This window comes from Dermabacter sp. Marseille-Q3180 (genome assembly GCF_940792985.1).
Lineage (GTDB): Bacteria > Actinomycetota > Actinomycetes > Actinomycetales > Dermabacteraceae > Dermabacter > Dermabacter vaginalis.
This window is the reverse complement of record NZ_CALNWU010000001.1, coordinates 162,651-180,856: the sequence shown is the minus strand read 5'-3', so window position 1 is coordinate 180,856 and position 18,206 is coordinate 162,651. Positions and strand designations below refer to the sequence as shown.

Here is an 18,206-nt window from a genome sequence, read left to right as displayed (position 1 = left end):
GTTTCTGCCCGGCCCTCGCCAGTGGAGGGCCGGGCACGCTAGATGCGTTTCGTCTCAGTCTCGGCGGTAGAGGTCGTCAGAGCGGCTGTCGCCGAGGAAGTCCTCTCGATCGCGAACTTCGCGCACCGGTTCTTCGCGGCGGAAGTCGTCGCGATCATCGCGGCGGTAGTCACGGTCGCGATCGTCACGGCGGTAGTCACGATCACGGTCGTCACGACGGTAGTCACGATCACGATCGTCACGGCGGTAGTCACGATCACGGTCGTCGCGTGCGTCGTACGAACGCTCGCCGCGCTCACGCTTGACGTCGATCGAGGCCTCGCTGTGGTCGCCATCCTCATCGTCTTTGCGCATTTCGGAAACCTCGCTCTTGAAAATGCGCATGGACTCACCCATGTTGCGCGCGAGGCCCGGAAGCTTGTTCGCGCCGAAGAGCAGCACGATCAGTACGAGAAGAATCAGAATCGGCCAAGGGCTCCGAATGAAACCTGTACCCATGTTTAATCACCATCCAAAGCGTGTGATGTATGTGCCGAGAAGATCGACACGTGAAAATATTTTCGCATAGACACCACCGGTCAGTCCGGATCGTCTCGGCCGCTCCAGCCTACTCCCCTAGACGCGCGACCTTGGTCTCAGCCACGCCACGCACGGCCTCCCGAATGTGATCCGGGTCAAGAATTTCTACCTCGCCTCCGGTTTCGAAGACCGCCGCGAGTAGAGCATGGGGTGAGGATGGCGCGATCCGCGCGATGATCCGCCCAGAAGCGGGCTCAGCGCGAAGATCCTTCGCCCCAAACGCCTCGAGGACCCATCGGGCCTTGTGGCCGATGGCGAGCGTCACGCTAGGCCATTCCTCTAGCGGGAAGGAAAGCGGGGTCGTGCGGTCACCGATTTCAGGGGCGTAAGGATCACCGGGGGCCCACGATTCGACGATGCGATCGGATCGAAATTCCCTCTCGGCTTCGGAAAGCTCGCAGTAGGCGCGAATGTAGAGCATCCCGTATCGAGAACTCACCTCGAGCGGTTTAATATCGCGCACGCTCACGCCCTCTCTGGTGGGAGGCGAATACATGATCCGCACGGAGCCACGGCGCGCGTGGGCGCGAAGAACGCGACGGAGGGCTTCAGTTTCTCGGGTCGGTGTTGGATCCGACGGCACCTCGGCAACCGCCGTCCCTTCGGGCAGCAGCGCGGTCAGCTTGGACGTCAATCCCCTGAGATCCTCGCTCGGGAAGCTCGTGCCCGATTCGGAAAGCGCTTCGAGTCCCATGAGAAGCGCACTCGTTTCACTCGCGCTGAGCTGCATGGGATGGGCCAGCGACTCGGCCCCGGAGATGGACACGTACCCGTCGTCGCGAATCACGTCGACCAAGTCGTCGTACCCTCGCGAATAGTCCCCCGCGTTGTAGATGACTTCGAGATCGGCCTCAAGTTCCTCGTTCGTGAGGCCAAACTCCTTCGCCATCGTCGCCGTGTCGACCTCGCCGTGGGCGTGCAGGTAAGCAATTTCGGCGCTGAGGCGCGTCAGTTCGCCTTCGCCGCTTCCCACGTCGCGGGCGCGTTTAAGCTTGATTTTTTCAAAGGATCTAGCCTCCTCCCAGGTGAGTGAAGGCGATCCAGCGTGCAGGGCGGCAATGCGTTCTCTTGTGCGCTTCCACGTGAGGGCAACCGCCCTCTCTCCTTCGAGGCTCACCCACAGGGGTTCGGCCCACGCTGATTCGAGCAGTCCCCTCGCCCGCGATGCGGGCAGGTCGATCACGGATTCGGCGGCATTTAAGCCTAGGGCCGTGCGCAGTGCAAGGGCTTTGAAGGGGGCAATGCGCACGCGTATGGGAGGGCTTTGAGGCTCATCATCCTCGCGACTTTCCGATTCGGAGAGCAGCTCTCGTATAGGGGGATGAGCGTGGCGTGGATGCTTTGCCTCAGGACCTTCGAGGGGAATCGATTCGATGCGGCTCACACGAAACAGGCGCGGGGCCTCGCGTTCGAGATCGAATCCATAGAGGTACTCGCGGCCGTCAACCACATCGAGTGCCCACGGCTCGACCTTGCGCCTTTGCGCGCTCTGCGAAGTCGACGAGCGATAGGAAAAAACAACTGACTGCCGCGATTCAAGGGCTTCGAGCAGCGGCGTCGTTGCCGGAGAGGAACCGAGCGCGCCGCGCGCCATTTCCGCCGTGGTTGAAATCCCGTAAGACGCGAGCTTCGCACGTATACGCGCACCGAGACTCCCGGTGGATTCAGCATTCCACATCGCTGCGGCCGAAGCGAGCATGAGCCGTTCAGTTTCAGTGAAGGAGGCGGTCGTCGCTCTCCCCTCGCGTGCGGATGCGGTGTATCGAAGGGTCGAAGGATTCACGAGGTCAGGGTGAGAGGACACGTCAAGGCCAAGACGACTGAGTCGCGCCAGATCACGCGCGAACTGGCGACGAACGCTTGTGGGATTCATGCGGTCGTAGCCAGGAACGAACTCGGTGATTTCCTCGCGCGTGAGACCCCTCGTGCTCGACGTGAGGGTCAGGGCAAGGCTCAAAAGACGCTCGACATTATGGGTGGGTGGCACGCGTTAAGACTAGCGCGGCGGCTCGATAAGCTTGGGGCATGATCGCGCAGGAAACAGGAACGGTGCTCGAAAAACGAGACGCGTGGCCGGGTGTCAGCCGGGTGTGGGTTGCACTTGATTCCGACGGTAGCCGCGTGAGTGCGCTCTCGTATCTCGACATAGTTGGTACTCCTAAGCCGGGTGATCGACTCCTTCTCAATGCGAACGCGCTTCGCAAAGGTCTCGGGACGGGCGGGGATGCCTTTGTTGTCGCCAATCTTGATGCCGAGGGCGAGACCGCGCTGCCGGAAGGGCACATGATGAAGGCGCGCTATACCCCTCAGCAAATGATGGTGAACGCACTTGACGACCCGGCTTCGCAGTCTCACGACGCCATTGACGCTCTTGAGGACCTCGAGGGGATGAGCGTGGTGGTCGCCGGTTTGCATTCAGCCGTCGGACCCATCGCTGCAGGTTTTCGCACCCACTCCCCCGCGGCTCGCCTCGTGTATGTGCACACGGACTGGGCTGCGCTTCCCGTAGCGTATTCTCGCGCGAATGCGCGCCTGCGCGAGGAAGGCCTCCTCGCGGCCACGATCAGCGCGGGGCAATCCTTTGGCGGCGACGCCGAAGCGGTGTCCATCCCTTCCGCGCTTGCCGCCGCGCGCGCACACTTTGAAGCCGATGCCGTGATCGTCGCCCAAGGCCCCGGCAACCTCGGTACGGGCACCCGCTGGGGATTCGGCTCGATCGCGATCGCCGATGCCCTCCACGCCGCCTGTGCCATGGGCGCCCGCGCGATTCACGCACCGCGAGTTTCCGAAGCCGATCCCCGCGAACGCCACGTAGGTCTTTCCCATCATTCTCGAATCGTGCTCGAACGCATGCTTTTTCCGAGTGTCGAACTCCCGTGCGTGCAGGCGCCGAACAGGCGCGAGATCGACGAGAGCATCGCCGGATCATACGCGAGCATCAATAGGGCACGCCTTGCGCGCGGGGCGCAGCAGCATCACGTTGTCGAAACCTCACCTGACGGCCTCGAACAGGCACTGCGCGACCTCCCCATCCGCGTCTCGACCATGGGCCGTGGCCTCGACGAGGATTACGCAAGCTTTCTCTATAGCGCCCTCGCGGGTGCCCTCGCGGCGTCGGGGGCTACGAGGTGAGCGAGTGCTCCTCGATAAGTGAATTGAGTTCGCGTGCCATGGCGACTCCGCGGGCCCCATCGGCCCGTTGAGCAGCCATGACTGCGTAGGTGTCGCCGTCGGCCAAATCCACGTGCGCCCACGGATCGCCTTCCGGGAAGCTCACCCCGATGAGTTCGGGCCACTCAAAGCTCCGCGACGAAAAGGCATTTCGTATGTGCACGTGGGTGGCGTTCGCCATGACCTCCACGCTCGCGTGGCGGTGGCAGAACCACCCCACGAGCAGGGCAAGCACAACAAAACCGAAAGAGTCAAGAATTCGGTGAATGATGAGCGGGAGCGTGAGGGCCATAGCAACGCACGCGAGGGCGAAGCTTCCCGCGACGATGTACCCCCACGTGCGCACCGCGCGGGGGCGAAATGTCACCGGAAGGGCGCCAGGACCTCCATCGGTGCGCGGCAATGAGGCATTCATGGAGGGGTTTAAGCGTGGCGGTGAGCGCGCGCAAGAGCGCGCAGTGCGTCGATTTCGGCCGCAGCGTCGGGAGCCTTGTACACGGCACTTCCCGCAACGAAAACATTCGCGCCCGCTTCCGCGGCACTCTCAATCGTGGTGCGCGAAATGCCCCCGTCGACCTGGATCGAAACCTCGAGGTTCCGCTCGCTGATCGCCTTCCTTGCGCGGCGCACCTTAGGAAGCATTGATTCTATGAACGACTGGCCGCCAAAACCCGGTTCAACGGTCATCACGAGGAGCATGTCGAACTCACCAAGGATGTCCATGAGCGGTTCGACGGGCGTAGCGGGGCGTAGTGCCACCCCGGCCTTCACCCCCTTGGCACGAAGTTCCCGCGCAAGACGCACGGGCGCACTCGAAGCTTCCACATGGAAAGTGACCGACTGGGCTCCGGCTTCCGCATAAGCAACGGCGTCTCGATCGGGCGAATCGATCATGAGGTGCGCGTCGAGAGGGATTGGCGACCGCTTCGCGATCTGTTCGACCATGCTCACACCAAACGTCATGTTCGGCACAAAGTGCTGATCCATGATGTCGATGTGCGCGGCCTCGGCGTTGTTGATCCTGTCCAGTTCGGAACCGATCTGCATGAAATCGCAATTGAGAATTGACGGGTGAATGGTCGTCGTAGACGTCGAATACACGGTGGAACTCTCCTATTGAACGTGCGAGGTGGTTGGGGCATCGGTCTTTCGCAAAAGCGCGAGGAACATGGCGTCGGTGCCGTGCACGTGCGGCCACAACTGCACGTAGGGACCATCGCCAAGATCAATGTCGCCCGCATCGCTACGGAGTCCCGCGCGAACGGCCTCTCGTGCATCGATCACCTCGAGATCCTTATGGCGACGTTGAGCCTCCTTCACCACGAGAAGAGTCTCATTCGCGTGGGGCGAGCACGTCACGTAGGCAATGATTCCGCCGACTTGGGCGGACTGCACGGCGCTGTCGAGGAGCTCGCGCTGCAGACGCGCGAGGCCGCCGAGGTCTCCCGGCTTCTTCCGCCAGCGTGACTCCGGTCGGCGACGAAGAGCGCCGAGGCCCGAGCACGGAACGTCGGCAAGTACGCGCGAGAACTGCTCCGGGAATCTCTGCCCAACCTCGCGTCCGTCGGCCGTGAGCGTTTCCACCTCGGCACCTGCCTCAACGAGCGTGGCGACCGAGCGTTCAACGAGGCGCGTGCGGTGTTCCTGAAGCTCAACCGCCATGACCTCGGCGTCATGGGTAATGCTTGCTCCAGCAAGCAGTGCCGTTTTCCCGCCGGGGCCGGAGCACAGGTCAAGCCAGTGGTGATCGGGCTCGGAAACGAGGGTATCCGCGCCCAGCGCAAGGGCGAGAGCGACGAGCTGTGAACCTTCGTCTTGAACCGCGGCACGCCCCTCTTCAACCGCGGGGATTTGGCCCGGATCTCCCCCCGGCCACGCCATGGAGAACAATGACCACCTACCGGGCGTCGCCCCCGACCTCGTGAGCTCGTTCTCATCCGTCAGGCCCGGACGCATCACAAGGCTGACGAACGGAGCCTCGTTTTGGGCCGCCAGAAGCGCGTCAATTTCGCGTGGATCTCGACCGTGCGCCTTGAGGGCCTCCCGCAGCGCCCGCACAATCCACTCAGGGTGCGAATACGTGATCGAGAGGAAGCGGTCAGCGTTGTCGTCGCGTGAGGGCACGACGATGTCGAGCCACTGCTCACGAGTGCGTTCGCCGACGCGCCGAAGCACCGCATTCACGAGGCTGGCCGAGCCGGCGCCCGTCACTTCCCGGGCGAGGCCCACGGTTTCGGACGCCGCGGCGTGCGCCGCGACTTCCATATCGAGCATTTGGTAGGCGCCGAGGCGTAGGACGTCGAGGACGGCCGGTTCGATTTTCGTGAGAGGTCGATCAACACACTGCGCGAGAACAGCATCGAGGCGGCCTTGTGCCCGCAGGGACCCATAGAACAGCTCAGTGGCGAAAGCCGCGTCGCGACCCTCGATGCGGTGACGACGAAGTACGGCGGGAAACACGATATTCGCATAAGCATCCTCGCTGCTCACGCGCCTTATAGCCTCGTAGGCAGCAAGGCGTGAAGGCGTTGTGTGGCGTCGGCGTTCGCTAGGGCGATGACGCGAATAGCCTTTACGCGGGCCTCCCTTACCGCGCGAGCCGCTGCGTTCGTGGCCGGCATCATTCCTGTGCCGCTGCGTGTGTCCCCCGCGGGATTTCCTCGGCTTCTCACTCATGCCGCGCTCTCCTCGTCTAGGCGTTCGCCAGTTTCAAGTCGGGCGCCGCGCGCCCAGTCGGCTGCGCCCATGTGTTTCTTTCCGGCTGGACCCACGATCGTGAGTTCAATTGGTCGCGTCGCCGTTCCAAGAAAGACTTTCTTTTTCGTCACGCCGAACTCCCCCGGGGCGAGAATCATGCCTTCCGGAGCCTCGGCAGCGCCGACCCCCAAAATTTTAAGGCGGGCGCCTCGGACGCTCGCAAAAGCTCCCGGATTCGGGGCAAATGCTCTGATGTGAGCGGCAACGTCACTCGCGGGTCGAGCGGGATCAATCGCGGCTTCATCGGGGTGGAGTTTACGTGCGTAGCTTGCCCCCTCCGAAGGCTGCTCCACGAGCGTGAGCGAATCGGCTTCGATCGCCTCCATAACGTCGACGAGCACCTGCGCGCCGTGAGCACCCATGCTTTCGAGCATCTCGCCAGCCGTCGCGAGCGGAGGGATTTCTTGCACTTCCTGTCGTGCGAGAGGTCCGGTGTCAAGCCCCTCGTCGAGTTTAAATACGCTCACGCCGCTCTGGCTTAAGCCCTGCTCGATGGCGCGCTGGACGGGAGCAGCGCCACGGAAAGCGGGCAGCAGCGAGAAGTGAAGATTGAAGAACCCGTGCGTGAGAGACGAAAGCACGCGTGCGTCAAGGATTTGGCCGTAGGCCACCACCGCCGCGACCTCAGCGCCGGTCTCGCGAATCCAGGCGAGGGTCTCATCACTTTTCGCGTCCGCGGGCTTAAGCGTGGGAATGCCTCGCTCCTTTGCGAGCGAGGCGACGGGTGAGGGGACGAGTCTATTGCCGCGTCTCGCACGCGCATCGGGCTGAGTGAGCACCCCCACGACCTCGTGTGAGGAATCGGCGAGTGCAGCAAGGCACGTCGCGGCGACGTCGGGCGTTCCGGCAAAAAGTATTCGCATGATGCCTCGAGTCTACCGGCCTCGTCTAGAACACGTGCGGCGGGTCAACCTGAAGGCGAAGCGATCCTGGCAGCTTCTTCGCACTCCGCACGAGCATCGCTGCTCGAGCGGCCTCAACAAGCTCCGAGGCGCGGTTCACGGGGCATCGAAGAATGACTCTGGCTTCGGCGTCGATGCCGAAGGAAGCGGCCTCCGTAGGGCCGAAAATCTCGGTGCTTTTTGGCGCTTCGAATCGCTCAAGAAAATCGCTGCAGGCTGCTCTCTCACCGCGGACCTCAATAACCTTGGAGGAGGGAGGCAACCCCAGTTCGGTTCGTTCCTCGAGCACACGATCAATGAAAGCGTTCGAGCGAACGAGCACGAGAGAGCGCAGTGCCGGATGTTGATCCGGCCCCACCACGAGAACCTGCCCGCCACAATCGAAGGTCCGCGTAGCGCCGATCACGTGGGAATAGCGCCGAACTGTTTCTGTATCGGCGTTGTACTCGGCTCGGCCGAGAGACGCGGAGGCGTCGACGATGACCGCGGCGGCATACTTTCCTGTCACTTGAGGTTCGGCGCCCGGGGTCGCAATGACGAGGTCGCCGTCGTGGACGTCAGCGTCGTCCACGATGCCCGAGGCCCCACCCGACACGTGAAGTGTGGCGTGGGGAAACGATCGCTTGAGGTCGGCCGCAGTGCGCTCCTGTCCAAGAACAAGAGGGCGCAGGTCCACCCCCCCGCATTCGTGACAACGGTACTGCCCGTACCGGCGCGCGCAGACACTACAGCTGAGCTCGCCTCGCCCCGGAGCGGCGAGGGTCGCGTGACACTGAACGCACGTGGCTTTCGTCCCGCAAAAACGGCACGCAAGAGCCGGGGCATACCCCGCTCGAGGCACGTGCACGAGAACAGGACCCTCAGCAAGCCCGCGACGAATAACCGCATGGGCATGCGAAGGCAAGCGAGAAAATCCACTCGCACCCTCTCGCTCGCGCAAATAGGCGTCCATAAGTTCGATGCGGGGGTGGGTGCTCGCGTGGGGTGCGGGCACGGGTTCGAGGGCCGCAAGCGTTCCCGCAAGGGTCAAGTAGCGTGCGAAGTCCGACGGGGCCCGCGAAACATAGAGGAGGGAGCACCGCTCTTGGAAGCTTCGAGTGAGAGCAACGGTGCGCGCGTGGGGATATGGCGCGCGTGGTTCTTCATAGAGATCGTCGTCCGGGTCCCACACGACAATCATGCGGAGATTCCTGACGGGCGCAAAAACGGCACTGCGCGTGCCAATCACCACGCGTGCCCGCCCGTCGAGCGCCGAGAGGAACGCCGTGTAACGGGCGTGCGGTCCTTGGGCGCTACCGAATTGGACGTGGTCAATGGCGCTTTTCGTGAGAGCGCGAGCGAGCCGATCGACATCACGCTGATCGCTCGCGAGAATGATCGCGCCAGCATCAGAATCGAGGCTTCTTAGCGCTTCGATCACGAGGGAAATCCAGGAATCAACGGGGTCGAGGACAAGGGCGGCGCGTGGCGTGGCCTCCCCTCCGCGTGAATGCTCGAGAAAGGCGCCGAGCCCCGCAAACTTCGCGCGATAGGAGCGTTCATCGGGAAGGGGATCGGGGCCTCTGGTGTGTGCAGTCCCGGGAGCGTGGGCACTCGTGTCCCTGTCACGCTCGAGGCGTGCGCGGTGGGCTTTTTCCGCGGCAGCGCTGCGAGCGGGAACCGCAAGACGCAACACATCGCTGAGAGAGCCCGCGTACCGTTTCGCAACCTCTTCGCACACGCGAAACATGCCCTCGGAGATGAGGCGATCCTCGCTCACGATCTTGATGAGGGGGGCGAGTGGCCGCGTTGTTTCCGGAAGTTCGTAGCGGTCCCGCACCAGCGCTTCGTGCTCGCGGCCGGAAAAACGCACCCTGACGCGCATGCCGGGAGCAACGGCACCGAGCGTGTCAGGAACGGCGTATTCGAAAGCCCGATCGAGATGCGCGAGCGTCCCCAGCACGTGCACGGACACAACGGGACGCTCGGGGGCGAGAGTGAAGCCCGAAGTCGTGTCGAACGGCCGCCCTTCGCCGCACTCAGGCTCACGGACACGCGGCGAAGGTTCAAAGAGCGCTGGTGGCTCAGATGTCAGCGTCCCCTCACCCCAACAAGGTCACACACGAAGATGAGGGTTTCGCCGCCCTTGATCACGCCAGGAATTCCACGGGGGCCGTAGGCGAGCGACGACGGGATTTCGAGACGTCGGCGACCTCCAACGCGCATCCCCTGTACACCGCGATCCCAACCCGGGATGACCTGCCCGACACCGAGCTTAAAGCTCAACGGCTCGCCGCGATCCCATGAGGCATCGAATTGCTTGCCATCGCTCAGGCCCACACCAACGTAGTGCACATCAACAACATCACCGGCTTGGGCTTCGGGGCCATCGCCAACCGTCTCATCGATGATGACGAGCTCCTCGGGTGCCGAGCACCCCTCGACACTCACAACGGGCTTTTCCATGATGATCTCCTCGGTAGTGTGGATGACTTTTTAGGCTTCGGGTGAAGCGACATAAAGGACGTCGGCGACGAAGAACAAGGTCTTGCCGGCGAGTGGATGTTGGTTGCCTTCACCCGCGTCACCGTAAGCAGAGGCGGGCGGGAGAATGAGAGCGACCTGGCTTCCCTGCTTCGCGCCGACGAGGCCTTCATCCCAGCCCTTGATGACCTGACCTTCGCCGAGCCTGAAGGAGAACGGTGCACCGCGGCCCCATGACGAGTCAAACTCCTCGCCAGTCTCCCAATCCCAGCCTCGGTAGTGCATCACGAGAGTGTCCCCCTTCTTTGCGGCCGGGCCGGCCCCCTCGATCGCAGGTGCGATGAGCATCGATGCAGGGGCAGCGCCCTCGGGTTTGCCGCCAAGCTCAGGGGCTCCATCCTTCGCAAGCGTATAGGCGGGGACTTCCGGAGGGAGATCCTTGCGCGCCCCTTCGGCACGCTTGAGTGCTATCCCCACGACATCTCCCACCTGAAGCACCTTCTGCTTTTGGGTGCCCGCAACACCAGCCATGAGGAAGCGGGCATGCTCTTTGAGGCCCGTGAAGAACTCAGTCGCAGTATCTCCCACCGATTTAGTTTCCACCTTGAACGGCGAGTAGGATCCTTCTTCCCACTGCGAGGCGAGTACGTCTCCGCTCTCAGGGTCAAAGTAGGCAGAACGCGTCACGATGAAATCGCCCTCAACGATCGCGGCACCATCACCTTCGCTGACAACGGCGGAGTGAAACTCAGAAAACTCGAGGGGAGCATCAAACTCGAGGGCAGGATCTTCACCAAATCCGCTCGTGACTTTGACGCCGTCGAGCACGTGTGCCTCATCGCGCTTGTCGCCGCCGCCATCGGAGGCGGCTTTCCCGCCAGAATCCGAGGCCTGCGCGGCCCCGTTGACCTCTCGCGACGAGGAACCAGAGCAGGCCCCGAGAGTGATGAGAGCGGAGGTAGATGCGGCTGCGGCGAGCAGCGAGCGGCGGTTAATCACTGGAGTCCTTTCAACTCGGCAGGTGCCGATGAATTCTCATCAAGCGTAACGAGGAGAGCCTCGATTTGTGGGTTTTCGGTCTCAAACGGATCGAGCAGTGTGATCGGGAGCGCTCCGGGAGCATTCGGGCGAACCGTCGTCCAATCCACGGCGATATCCACGCCCCTGTCCCGTGCGGCCTTGAGAACTTTGGAGCGCAAGTGCGCGCGCGTTGTAGAAGGACCGGTATGACGCGCGTTCTCCACGCGTTCCTCGCTGACCACGCTCGGGGCAAGCCCGCGTCTCTTGAGCGCGTAGAAAACGCCGTGTTCTGGGTCAATGTCGTGATAGGCGAGTTCGAGACGCTGAATCTCAGGCGCATCGAGGGCAAGACCTCGCCTGCGAGCAACCGTCGTGAAGAGATCGTGCTTAATTGCCCAATCAAGCTCACGATTGACGAGGGAGAAATCGCCGGTCTCGAGGGCGCGAAGTCCACGATCCCAGGTGTCCATCATGCGTTCGTCGAGGTCGTCGTAGGTGCGCGCAAGCGCTGAGAAGTACGCGCGTTGAATAGAAAGCGCCGTACTCACACCGCCGTTCTTCAGCTGCAACGGCTCGCTTGCCGTGAGATCGCGCGCAATGCGACGAATATCGCTGATCGGATCCGCAAGCTCGAAGTCGGGGAAGGCATGGCCGTCCTCGATAAAGCGCAAAACCGCGAAGGTCATCGCAAACCGGAGCCACGTGGAGACCTCGCTCATGGTCGAATCCCCCGAGATCACGTGCAGGCGCCTAAAGCGCGATGGGTCGCCATGAGGTTCATCGCGCGTATTAATAATCGGGCGTGCTCGAGTTGTTGCCGAAGAAACGGTTTCCCACATGTGGTCCGCCCTGAGCGAGAATCCGAATACCGGCCCGCCTTCGCCTTCGAGAACGCCGCCCGCACCGGTCATGATTTGGCGCGTGATAAGAAACGGCAAAAGGAGTGAGGGAAGGCGCGTAAACTCGCCACGCCTCTCGACCAGATAGTTTTCGTGGCTCCCGAAAGAGTTTCCCTGCGAATCCGCATTGTTCTTAAAAAGATGGATGCGGGCATCGGAACCGTCGGAACTAAGCCGAGCGTTCGCCTCTTGCACGAGCGCGTGGAGTTCCCGCTCCCCCGCCCGCTCTTGCGCAACGATCTCCCACGGATCATCGCATTCGGCCGTCGCATACTCGGGGTGGGACCCCACGTCGAGGTAGAGCCTGCCCGCGTTTGTGAGGAAAACGTTCGACGATCGGCCCCACGCCACAACGGGGCGGAACAGCTCGCGTGCCGCCGCTTCGGGCTCGAGAGCCTGCCGGCCGTCTTTCGAGACAGCAAGGAGGCCAAACTCCGTTTCCAGGCCGCCTACACGCCGTTTCACAACTTCATCCTTTCTTTACCGCCCATGTCTCGAGGGGTATGCCTTTCAAAGGCGCGCAGTGCAACGCCACGACGGAGGACACCAATCTCGGCATGAGTACCGGCATGCGCGTGGGTGTGCGAAAGTTCGTCGATGCAAAAATCGATGACGTCCTCGGCGCCTCGTTTGTCGAGATCCGCGCCGAGCGCGCGAGACGCGAGCCCCTCTGGAACTCCGCCGATAGCCGCAAAAGTACCGTGATCGCTCAGGGATCCGTCGAAGCTCAACGAAAAAATCCGGTCATCGCCCACGTGCTCCCCCACCTCGGGAAGAAGAAGGGCGATCTCAAGTGGTTTCGGTGCAGACACAAACGCCTCCCCGATCGCGTGGGCGAGAGCATTGGCGAGCGAGGAAGCCGAGACGTCGCGGCGCGAGTATTGGTAAGCCCTCGTATCCGCCCAGCGCACCGCTGCGAGTCTGAGTGCCTCGTACTCATGGAACTTCCCCGCTCCAGCGAAAGCGATCCGGTCGTGCACCTCCCCAATCTTCATGAGCGAGGTCGAGGAATTGAGCGCGATAATCACGATCCCCTCGGCGCTGCTCGCGGCAATCACGGGAAGCCCGCGCGACACGCCCCGCCGAGAGAAATCTGCCCGGTCTTTTGTGAGCTGCTCGGGATCGATATAAAACGGCATGCTCATGCGAGAGCCTCCACACTGTGCCTTACCCGATCGGCATTCACGAATCGCGCACCGGAGATGTCTATGTCGACGAGAACCGGAAGAGCTTCGCCACGAAGACCGGACGTTGCTGAATCCCGGCGAGAGGCCGCTGCGAGTGCCTCGAGCACGAGTGTGTGTGCGTCCTCCTGTGTCGTTTCTGCTCGGGAGCGCTGCGAGTCGAGTACAGCGCGCGCAATATCGCTTCCCGATCCGATCGCGGCGCACAAGCGTTCTTCGTAGGCCCCACCCGTCGCATCGAAGGTATGGAGTCGGGCGGTGCCGGTGCGCGTATCAAAACCCGCGAGTAGTGGAACTGCGGCAAGCCCCTGCATGGCGAGCTGGAGATGAGCACGCACGAGCAGGCTTAACCTGCGAACCTTACCTTCGTGGCTGAGGGTTCGCCCCTCGATCTTCTCCACGTGCTCGAGTTCGAGTGCAAAGAGCCGGGCGAACTCAATGCCGAGACCTGCCGCTCCCGCAATACCCACTGCCGAAAAGCGATCGGCAAGGAACAGCTTCGTCATATCGTCCTTGACGATACGGTGCCCCGCGCTCGCACGTCGATCGGCGGCAAGCGTAACGGCGGCGCACTGCGAATGTGTAAGGGCGACGATTGTTGTCGCTTCGGGCGTGCTCACCGCCATGTCGCCCGTAGCCGTAAGTTCCGGTGCGAGCAGTCCCTCGGCTTTCAGGTGCGCCGAAAGTGAGGTGAGGGGGTCATTGAGCTCAGTCACTGACCGCCCTTTTGCACGAACGACTTCACGAAGCTCTCGGCGTTTGATTCGAGTACGAGGTCAATTTCGTCGAGCAGATCGTCGCTCGAAGCGATCGATGCCTGAATCTGACCAGAGCCCTGCGTGGCGAGCGGTTCATCCTGGTGATCATCGCCCCCGCCGGAGCCGTGAATATGCGACTGGGTCATGCGGTTTCGTCCTTTCTAAACATCGTTTTCCACGCTACACGCCTTGCGAAACGTGGAACAGCATCATTGAGAGTGCTCGGCAATCTGACGGAACCTCTCGAGGATCGTCTCGAGGTCGCCGCTCGGATCAATCCCGTACTCCTCGCACCACTCTTGTGACGCGAGCGCCGGGTCGGCAAGCCTCACGCGCATGGCAGCACCTTTGGTACGGACCGTCACGACATCCCAGCCGGCCGAGTCAAGATCCTCGCGGTGATGCGTCACCAGTGCGCCGCGCAGGTAGGCCCTGGTTGATTCGGGTGGGTGCGTGACCGCGTGTGCGATCTCCTCGTCACTCACGAGGCGCCTGGCACGCCCGGACCGCGCGAGTTTCTCATATATCGATTTCTCCGCTTGCAGATCGGTGAACTGAAGATCGAGGGCGGTAAGGCGCGGATCCGACCACGTGAGTGAGTGCCGCTCTTTAAACGCGTTCACCAGTGCATACTTGCCCACCCATTCGATCCTGTCGGCGGCATCCAGCGGGTCACGCTCCAAAGTGTCGAGGAGTTCGGACCACAGCGCCACGGCTTCGCGCGTTTCGGCATCCGGCTGTTCACCTTCGAGGGCTTTGTGGACGGCATTCACATATGCACGTTGAATGTCCAAGGCCGACGCTTGACCGCCGTCCGTGGTTTCATAGGCTTTCGAAAGGCTCAGGTCATGCGAGATTTCGTGCACGGCCGAGACTGGATCCACGAGAGTGATGTTGGGCAGCAAGACCTCACCCGTCGCGTGCTCGCGCTCAGCGAGATTCAGCACGAGCGAAGTCATCGCGAGCTTGAGGAACGTCGAGGTTTCAAAAACGTTGGCGTCGCCGATAATGACGTGGAGGCGGCGAAACCGCGAGGCGTCGGCATGCGACTCATCGCGCGAATTGACGATCGGGCGGTTGAGGGTTGTCTCAAGCCCAACCTCGTTCTCGAAGAAATCCGCACGCGAGCTGATCTGAAAGCCGGAGACTTCGCCCCGGGTACCGATTCCCACGCGGCCCGCGCCCACGAGAATCTGCCGTGTCGCGAAGAACGGGATGAGGATTTCGCAAAGACGATCAAACGGAACTGAGCGCTCTACGAGGTAATTCTCATGGGTTCCGTAGCTTTGGCCTTTGCCATCGGTGTTGTTTTTGAAAAGCGCGAGGGGCGAAATGCCGTCGGCCCCCTCCACGCGTGCCATCGCGCGGCGGGCGATCTCTTCACCGGCCTTGTCCCATAGGAGTCCTTCGCGGGCCGTCATGACTTCGGGTGAGGAGTACTCGGGGTGGGCGTGGTCCACGTAGAGTCGAGCACCGTTTCGCAGAACAGCGTTGCCGATCGCGCGTCGCTCCGCAAAGTGAAGAGTCGCGGCGTCGTCGAGTTCGAGGGGGATGTCGTCACCGACGGCAACTTCGAACTCCGCATCGACGCTCGGCACATGAGCGTCGTGCGTTTCGTTCGTGAGTTGAGTGGGATGGGCAGCAGCCCGCTGCAGCTCAAAACCACGTGCATCGCGCAGGGGTGTTTCATCGCCGTAATCCCAGCGCACGCGACGCTTATTCGAATCTTCGAGCAGTGCGTACGCGGCCACGGCGTAGTGCGAGAGGCGGATCGACGCGTTCGCACCGGCGCGCTCGCGGTCGCTCGCCGAGGTATGGACAATTCCGAACTCGGTCTCGATTCCCATCGCTCGACGCGTGGTGAGCGGTGAAAGCTTCGAGGTCACTGCGCACCACCACCGGTGGCGCCGGCTCGGCGCGGAGTCATGCGCGTAATCCTTTGGCCGCGACGACCGGCAACGCGCGCCCAGTCGTCGGGGTTCGCGGTCGACGGGAGATCCTCGTTCTCCTTGAACTCGGTGTGGATCGCCTCGAGGAGGTGGGCGCGGGTAATGCCGCGTTCACCATCAGAAAGCTCGGCCTTGATCGCAAGTTTCTTGGCGCGATCCACAATGTTGCGCAGCATTGCACCCGACATGAACTCCGCAAAGTACAGCACCTCGGTCGTGCCGTCGGCATACTCGAGATCGACGTACGCCATCTCCTCTTCACGTGCATAGACGCGTTCGATCGCGAAGTTCACGAGAGCATCGAGGTCCTCGGCGAGCGGGACATCATTCGTAAGGTAAAGCCGCAGGATTTCCGCGCCGGCCTTCGGCCCTGGACGCTCGATGCGGATCTTCACGTCAAGCCTTCCGGGCCGCACAATGGCCGGATCGATCATGTCCTCGCGATTCGACGCCCCGATCACGATGACGTTCTCAAGACTCTCCACGCCGTCGATTTCTGCGAGAAGCTGCGGTACGACGGTCGACTCGACATCCGAACTCACACCGGAACCTCTGGTACGGAAAAGCGAGTCCATTTCGTCAAAGAACACCACGACGGGGTTGCCCGAACTAGCCTTCTCCCGGGCCCGCTCGAACACGAGGCGAATTGAGCGCTCGGTCTCCCCCACGTATTTGTTCAGAATCTCAGGGCCTTTGACGTTGAGGAACCACGATCGGCTCACGACTTCGCTCGGGTCCTGACCGCGCTGCCGAGCAGCCTTCAACGCAAGTTCATGGGCCACAGCTTTCGCGATCATGGTCTTGCCACACCCGGGAGGGCCGTAGAGGAGAACCCCCTTCGGCGGCCGCAGGCCGTACTCGCGAAAAAGATCCTGGTGGAGAAACGGCATTTCGATGGCGTCTCGAATCGCCTCGATCTGATCACCGAGACCACCGATGTCACTGTAGGAAACGTCGGGAATATGCTCGAGAATGAGGTCCGCGACTTCCTTGCGCTCGAGCACCTCTAGCACGAGTGCAGACTTGGGATCGACCATGAGGTGATCCCCGCGATTGATACGGCTCTCGCGAAGCGCGGGCACGACGTTCATCACTCGCTGCTCATCCGCGTGCACCTGGACGAGCACGCGCGCATCCTCGAGCTGCTCGACAGCGGTCGCGACGAAGCCCGTCGTCTCGTGGGCAAGAGCTTCCACGGCGATGAGGTTCTCATTGAGCCGCACCTCCTGGCCTTTCATGAGGGCATCCACGTCTACCTCGGGTGCCACGAGCACGCGGAGTTTGCGACCGTTGTGAAGGATATCGATCTGGTTCTCCCCCACACGCTCGACAAAGGCGCCAAACGACGACGGCGGGTCGGCAAGAGACTCGAGATCACTGCGCAACTGCACGATTTGTTCACGCGCCTTCGCCAGTGATGTGACGAGTTGATCGTTACTGCGAGCGAGCTTTGAGAGCTCCTCGTTCAGCTCCTGATAAGTCTTCACCTGGTCCTCCCTTGCCTAATGTCGCGGAGGGCACGTTTCGTTTTGCGCGGCGCGACGTTGCGCTCGTGGAAATCCTCACCGGTCCATGTATTGTTCGTGCCACCAAAGCCCTCATTCGCGGGATCGTTGAGCTCGGCCTCGTCGCGCGATCCGGGCGCGGGGCGTTGCTTGCGAAGGAGCGCCTTCGATCCGCGAGCGGTACGCCGCGACGTCAGCAAAAATCCCGTATGGGCGTTCATACGATGCTCCGGACGCACCGCAAGTCCGTCGAGATGCCAGGGACGCATCATCGTCTCCCACGCGTACGGCTCCGTGAACTCACCGTGATCTCGAAGAGCCTCCACCGTTCTCGACAGCTGCGTCACCGTCGCGACATACGCAAGGAAGACTCCCCCGTCTTCAAGCACCTCGCCCGCGCTTTGCACACACTCCCAAGGGGCGAGCATATCGAGGACAACCCGGTCAACGCGCCCGCCGGCTTCGGCGAGTGCGTGCGCTCCGTCCTGGAAATCACCGACGCTCAGATCCCACCACGAGGGAAGCTCCCCGAAGAAATTCTCGACGTTGGCTTTCGCGACCTCAGCAAAGTCCTCGCGGCGTTCGATGGAACGCAAGGAGCCGTCGGAACCAAGCGCGCGCAAGAGCGCGATCGTGAGACCGCCCGAACCCACGCCCGCTTCGAGCACGCGGGCCCCCGGAAAAATATCCCCGTACATGAGGATCTGCGCCGAATCTTTGGGGTAGATAATCGCGGCACCACGCGGCATCGCCATCATGTAGTCGTTGTAGAGAGGCCGAAGGGCTTGAAAGGCAACCCCCGCGCTGTTCTCGACGACCGTGCCGTCGGGCTTCCCGATGAGATCATCGTGGCGAACGTACCCGCGGTGCGAGTGGTGCACCCCGCCCTCTTTAAGGGTGATCGTGTTGAGGCGATTCTTGTGATCGGCTAGCTGGACCTTATCTCCCACGACAAAGGGCCCGGTGCGGTCAAGGCGCGCGGTCACGGATTTTTCGTTGGAATCGGGCAAAGTCATACT

The 18,206-nt window shown here is 62.2% G+C and carries 17 protein-coding genes; 1 reads left to right on the top strand and 16 read right to left on the bottom strand.

What is annotated here, in order from left to right; all coding sequences use genetic code 11:
• Positions 1-54 precede the first annotated feature (54 nt).
• Positions 55-498 (bottom strand): twin-arginine translocase TatA/TatE family subunit, encoded by a 444-nt coding sequence (gene tatA / locus NBW56_RS00885; RefSeq protein ID WP_150333244.1) that lies wholly within the window; start codon positions 496-498, stop codon positions 55-57.
• Between the two features lie 109 nt (positions 499-607).
• A complete protein-coding gene (locus NBW56_RS00880; RefSeq protein ID WP_250257636.1) occupies positions 608-2,566 on the bottom strand; it encodes a WYL domain-containing transcriptional regulator in 1,959 nt (652 codons plus the stop codon).
• Between the two features lie 38 nt (positions 2,567-2,604).
• On the opposite strand from NBW56_RS00880, the gene NBW56_RS00875 reads away from it, so the two are divergent.
• On the top strand, positions 2,605-3,711 hold the full coding sequence (locus NBW56_RS00875; RefSeq protein WP_250257635.1) for a DUF3866 family protein: 1,107 nt from the start codon (positions 2,605-2,607) through the stop codon (positions 3,709-3,711).
• Here the strand turns inward: NBW56_RS00875 and NBW56_RS00870 are convergent.
• From NBW56_RS00870 to NBW56_RS00805, 14 genes are all read right to left on the bottom strand, one after another.
• A complete protein-coding gene (locus tag NBW56_RS00870; RefSeq protein ID WP_250257634.1) occupies positions 3,701-4,117 on the bottom strand; it encodes a PH domain-containing protein in 417 nt (138 codons plus the stop codon). The two genes, NBW56_RS00875 and NBW56_RS00870, sit on opposite strands and share 11 nt — an antisense overlap.
• Before the next feature lie 56 nt (positions 4,118-4,173).
• The gene (gene rpe / locus NBW56_RS00865; protein ID WP_065247806.1) at positions 4,174-4,851 is read right to left on the bottom strand and encodes a ribulose-phosphate 3-epimerase; all 678 of its coding nucleotides are present in this window, start codon (positions 4,849-4,851) and stop codon (positions 4,174-4,176) included.
• Positions 4,852-4,863: 12 nt separating this feature from the next.
• Complete coding sequence (locus tag NBW56_RS00860) at positions 4,864-6,426, bottom strand: RsmB/NOP family class I SAM-dependent RNA methyltransferase (protein ID WP_250257633.1); 1,563 nt, start codon at positions 6,424-6,426, stop codon at positions 4,864-4,866.
• Positions 6,423-7,370 carry a methionyl-tRNA formyltransferase gene (gene fmt, locus NBW56_RS00855; protein WP_250257632.1) on the bottom strand — a complete coding sequence of 316 codons (948 nt, stop codon included), beginning with the start codon at positions 7,368-7,370 and terminating at the stop codon, positions 6,423-6,425. The genes NBW56_RS00860 and fmt overlap by 4 nt, the downstream gene beginning before the upstream one ends.
• A gap of 25 nt (positions 7,371-7,395) precedes the next feature.
• Positions 7,396-9,363 (bottom strand): primosomal protein N' family DNA-binding protein, encoded by a 1,968-nt coding sequence (locus NBW56_RS00850; RefSeq protein WP_250257631.1) that lies wholly within the window; start codon positions 9,361-9,363, stop codon positions 7,396-7,398.
• 116 nt (positions 9,364-9,479) lie between these two features.
• The gene (locus NBW56_RS00845) at positions 9,480-9,854 is read right to left on the bottom strand and encodes an FKBP-type peptidyl-prolyl cis-trans isomerase (protein WP_126845975.1); all 375 of its coding nucleotides are present in this window, start codon (positions 9,852-9,854) and stop codon (positions 9,480-9,482) included.
• 30 nt (positions 9,855-9,884) lie between these two features.
• Complete coding sequence (locus NBW56_RS00840) at positions 9,885-10,871, bottom strand: FKBP-type peptidyl-prolyl cis-trans isomerase (RefSeq protein WP_250257630.1); 987 nt, start codon at positions 10,869-10,871, stop codon at positions 9,885-9,887.
• Positions 10,868-12,256, bottom strand: coding sequence for a Pup--protein ligase (pafA, locus tag NBW56_RS00835; protein WP_250257629.1), 1,389 nt, complete (start codon positions 12,254-12,256; stop codon positions 10,868-10,870). The genes NBW56_RS00840 and pafA overlap by 4 nt, the downstream gene beginning before the upstream one ends.
• On the bottom strand, positions 12,253-12,936 hold the full coding sequence (gene prcA, locus NBW56_RS00830; protein WP_250257628.1) for a proteasome subunit alpha: 684 nt from the start codon (positions 12,934-12,936) through the stop codon (positions 12,253-12,255). The genes pafA and prcA overlap by 4 nt, the downstream gene beginning before the upstream one ends.
• On the bottom strand, positions 12,933-13,691 hold the full coding sequence (gene prcB / locus NBW56_RS00825) for a proteasome subunit beta (protein ID WP_250257627.1): 759 nt from the start codon (positions 13,689-13,691) through the stop codon (positions 12,933-12,935). Before prcB ends, prcA begins: the two co-directional genes overlap by 4 nt.
• Entirely contained in the window at positions 13,688-13,879 is a 192-nt protein-coding gene (locus NBW56_RS00820) for a ubiquitin-like protein Pup (protein ID WP_250257626.1), read from the bottom strand. Before NBW56_RS00820 ends, prcB begins: the two co-directional genes overlap by 4 nt.
• Positions 13,880-13,942: 63 nt before the next feature.
• On the bottom strand, positions 13,943-15,619 hold the full coding sequence (dop, locus tag NBW56_RS00815; protein WP_250257625.1) for a depupylase/deamidase Dop: 1,677 nt from the start codon (positions 15,617-15,619) through the stop codon (positions 13,943-13,945).
• Positions 15,616-17,169, bottom strand: a complete 1,554-nt coding sequence (arc, locus tag NBW56_RS00810; RefSeq protein WP_250257624.1) for a proteasome ATPase — start codon at positions 17,167-17,169, stop codon at positions 15,616-15,618. The genes dop and arc overlap by 4 nt, the downstream gene beginning before the upstream one ends.
• A complete protein-coding gene (locus tag NBW56_RS00805; protein ID WP_150333258.1) occupies positions 17,166-18,203 on the bottom strand; it encodes a tRNA (adenine-N1)-methyltransferase in 1,038 nt (345 codons plus the stop codon). Before NBW56_RS00805 ends, arc begins: the two co-directional genes overlap by 4 nt.
• Positions 18,204-18,206: the final 3 nt, after the last annotated feature.

Excerpts from the sequence above, each read along its gene's own strand:
- tatA (WP_150333244.1), bottom strand. The coding sequence starts at position 498 with ATGGGTACAGGTTTCATTCGGAGCCCTTGGCCGATTCTGATTCTTCTC.
- NBW56_RS00875 (WP_250257635.1), top strand. The coding sequence starts at position 2,605 with ATGATCGCGCAGGAAACAGGAACGGTGCTCGAAAAACGAGACGCGTGG.
- NBW56_RS00860 (WP_250257633.1), bottom strand. The coding sequence starts at position 6,426 with ATGAGTGAGAAGCCGAGGAAATCCCGCGGGGGACACACGCAGCGGCAC.
- fmt (WP_250257632.1), bottom strand. The coding sequence starts at position 7,370 with ATGCGAATACTTTTTGCCGGAACGCCCGACGTCGCCGCGACGTGCCTT.
- NBW56_RS00845 (WP_126845975.1), bottom strand. The coding sequence starts at position 9,854 with ATGGAAAAGCCCGTTGTGAGTGTCGAGGGGTGCTCGGCACCCGAGGAG.
- prcA (WP_250257628.1), bottom strand. The coding sequence starts at position 12,936 with ATGAGCATGCCGTTTTATATCGATCCCGAGCAGCTCACAAAAGACCGG.
- NBW56_RS00820 (WP_250257626.1), bottom strand. The coding sequence starts at position 13,879 with ATGACCCAGTCGCATATTCACGGCTCCGGCGGGGGCGATGATCACCAG.
- NBW56_RS00805 (WP_150333258.1), bottom strand. The coding sequence starts at position 18,203 with ATGACTTTGCCCGATTCCAACGAAAAATCCGTGACCGCGCGCCTTGAC.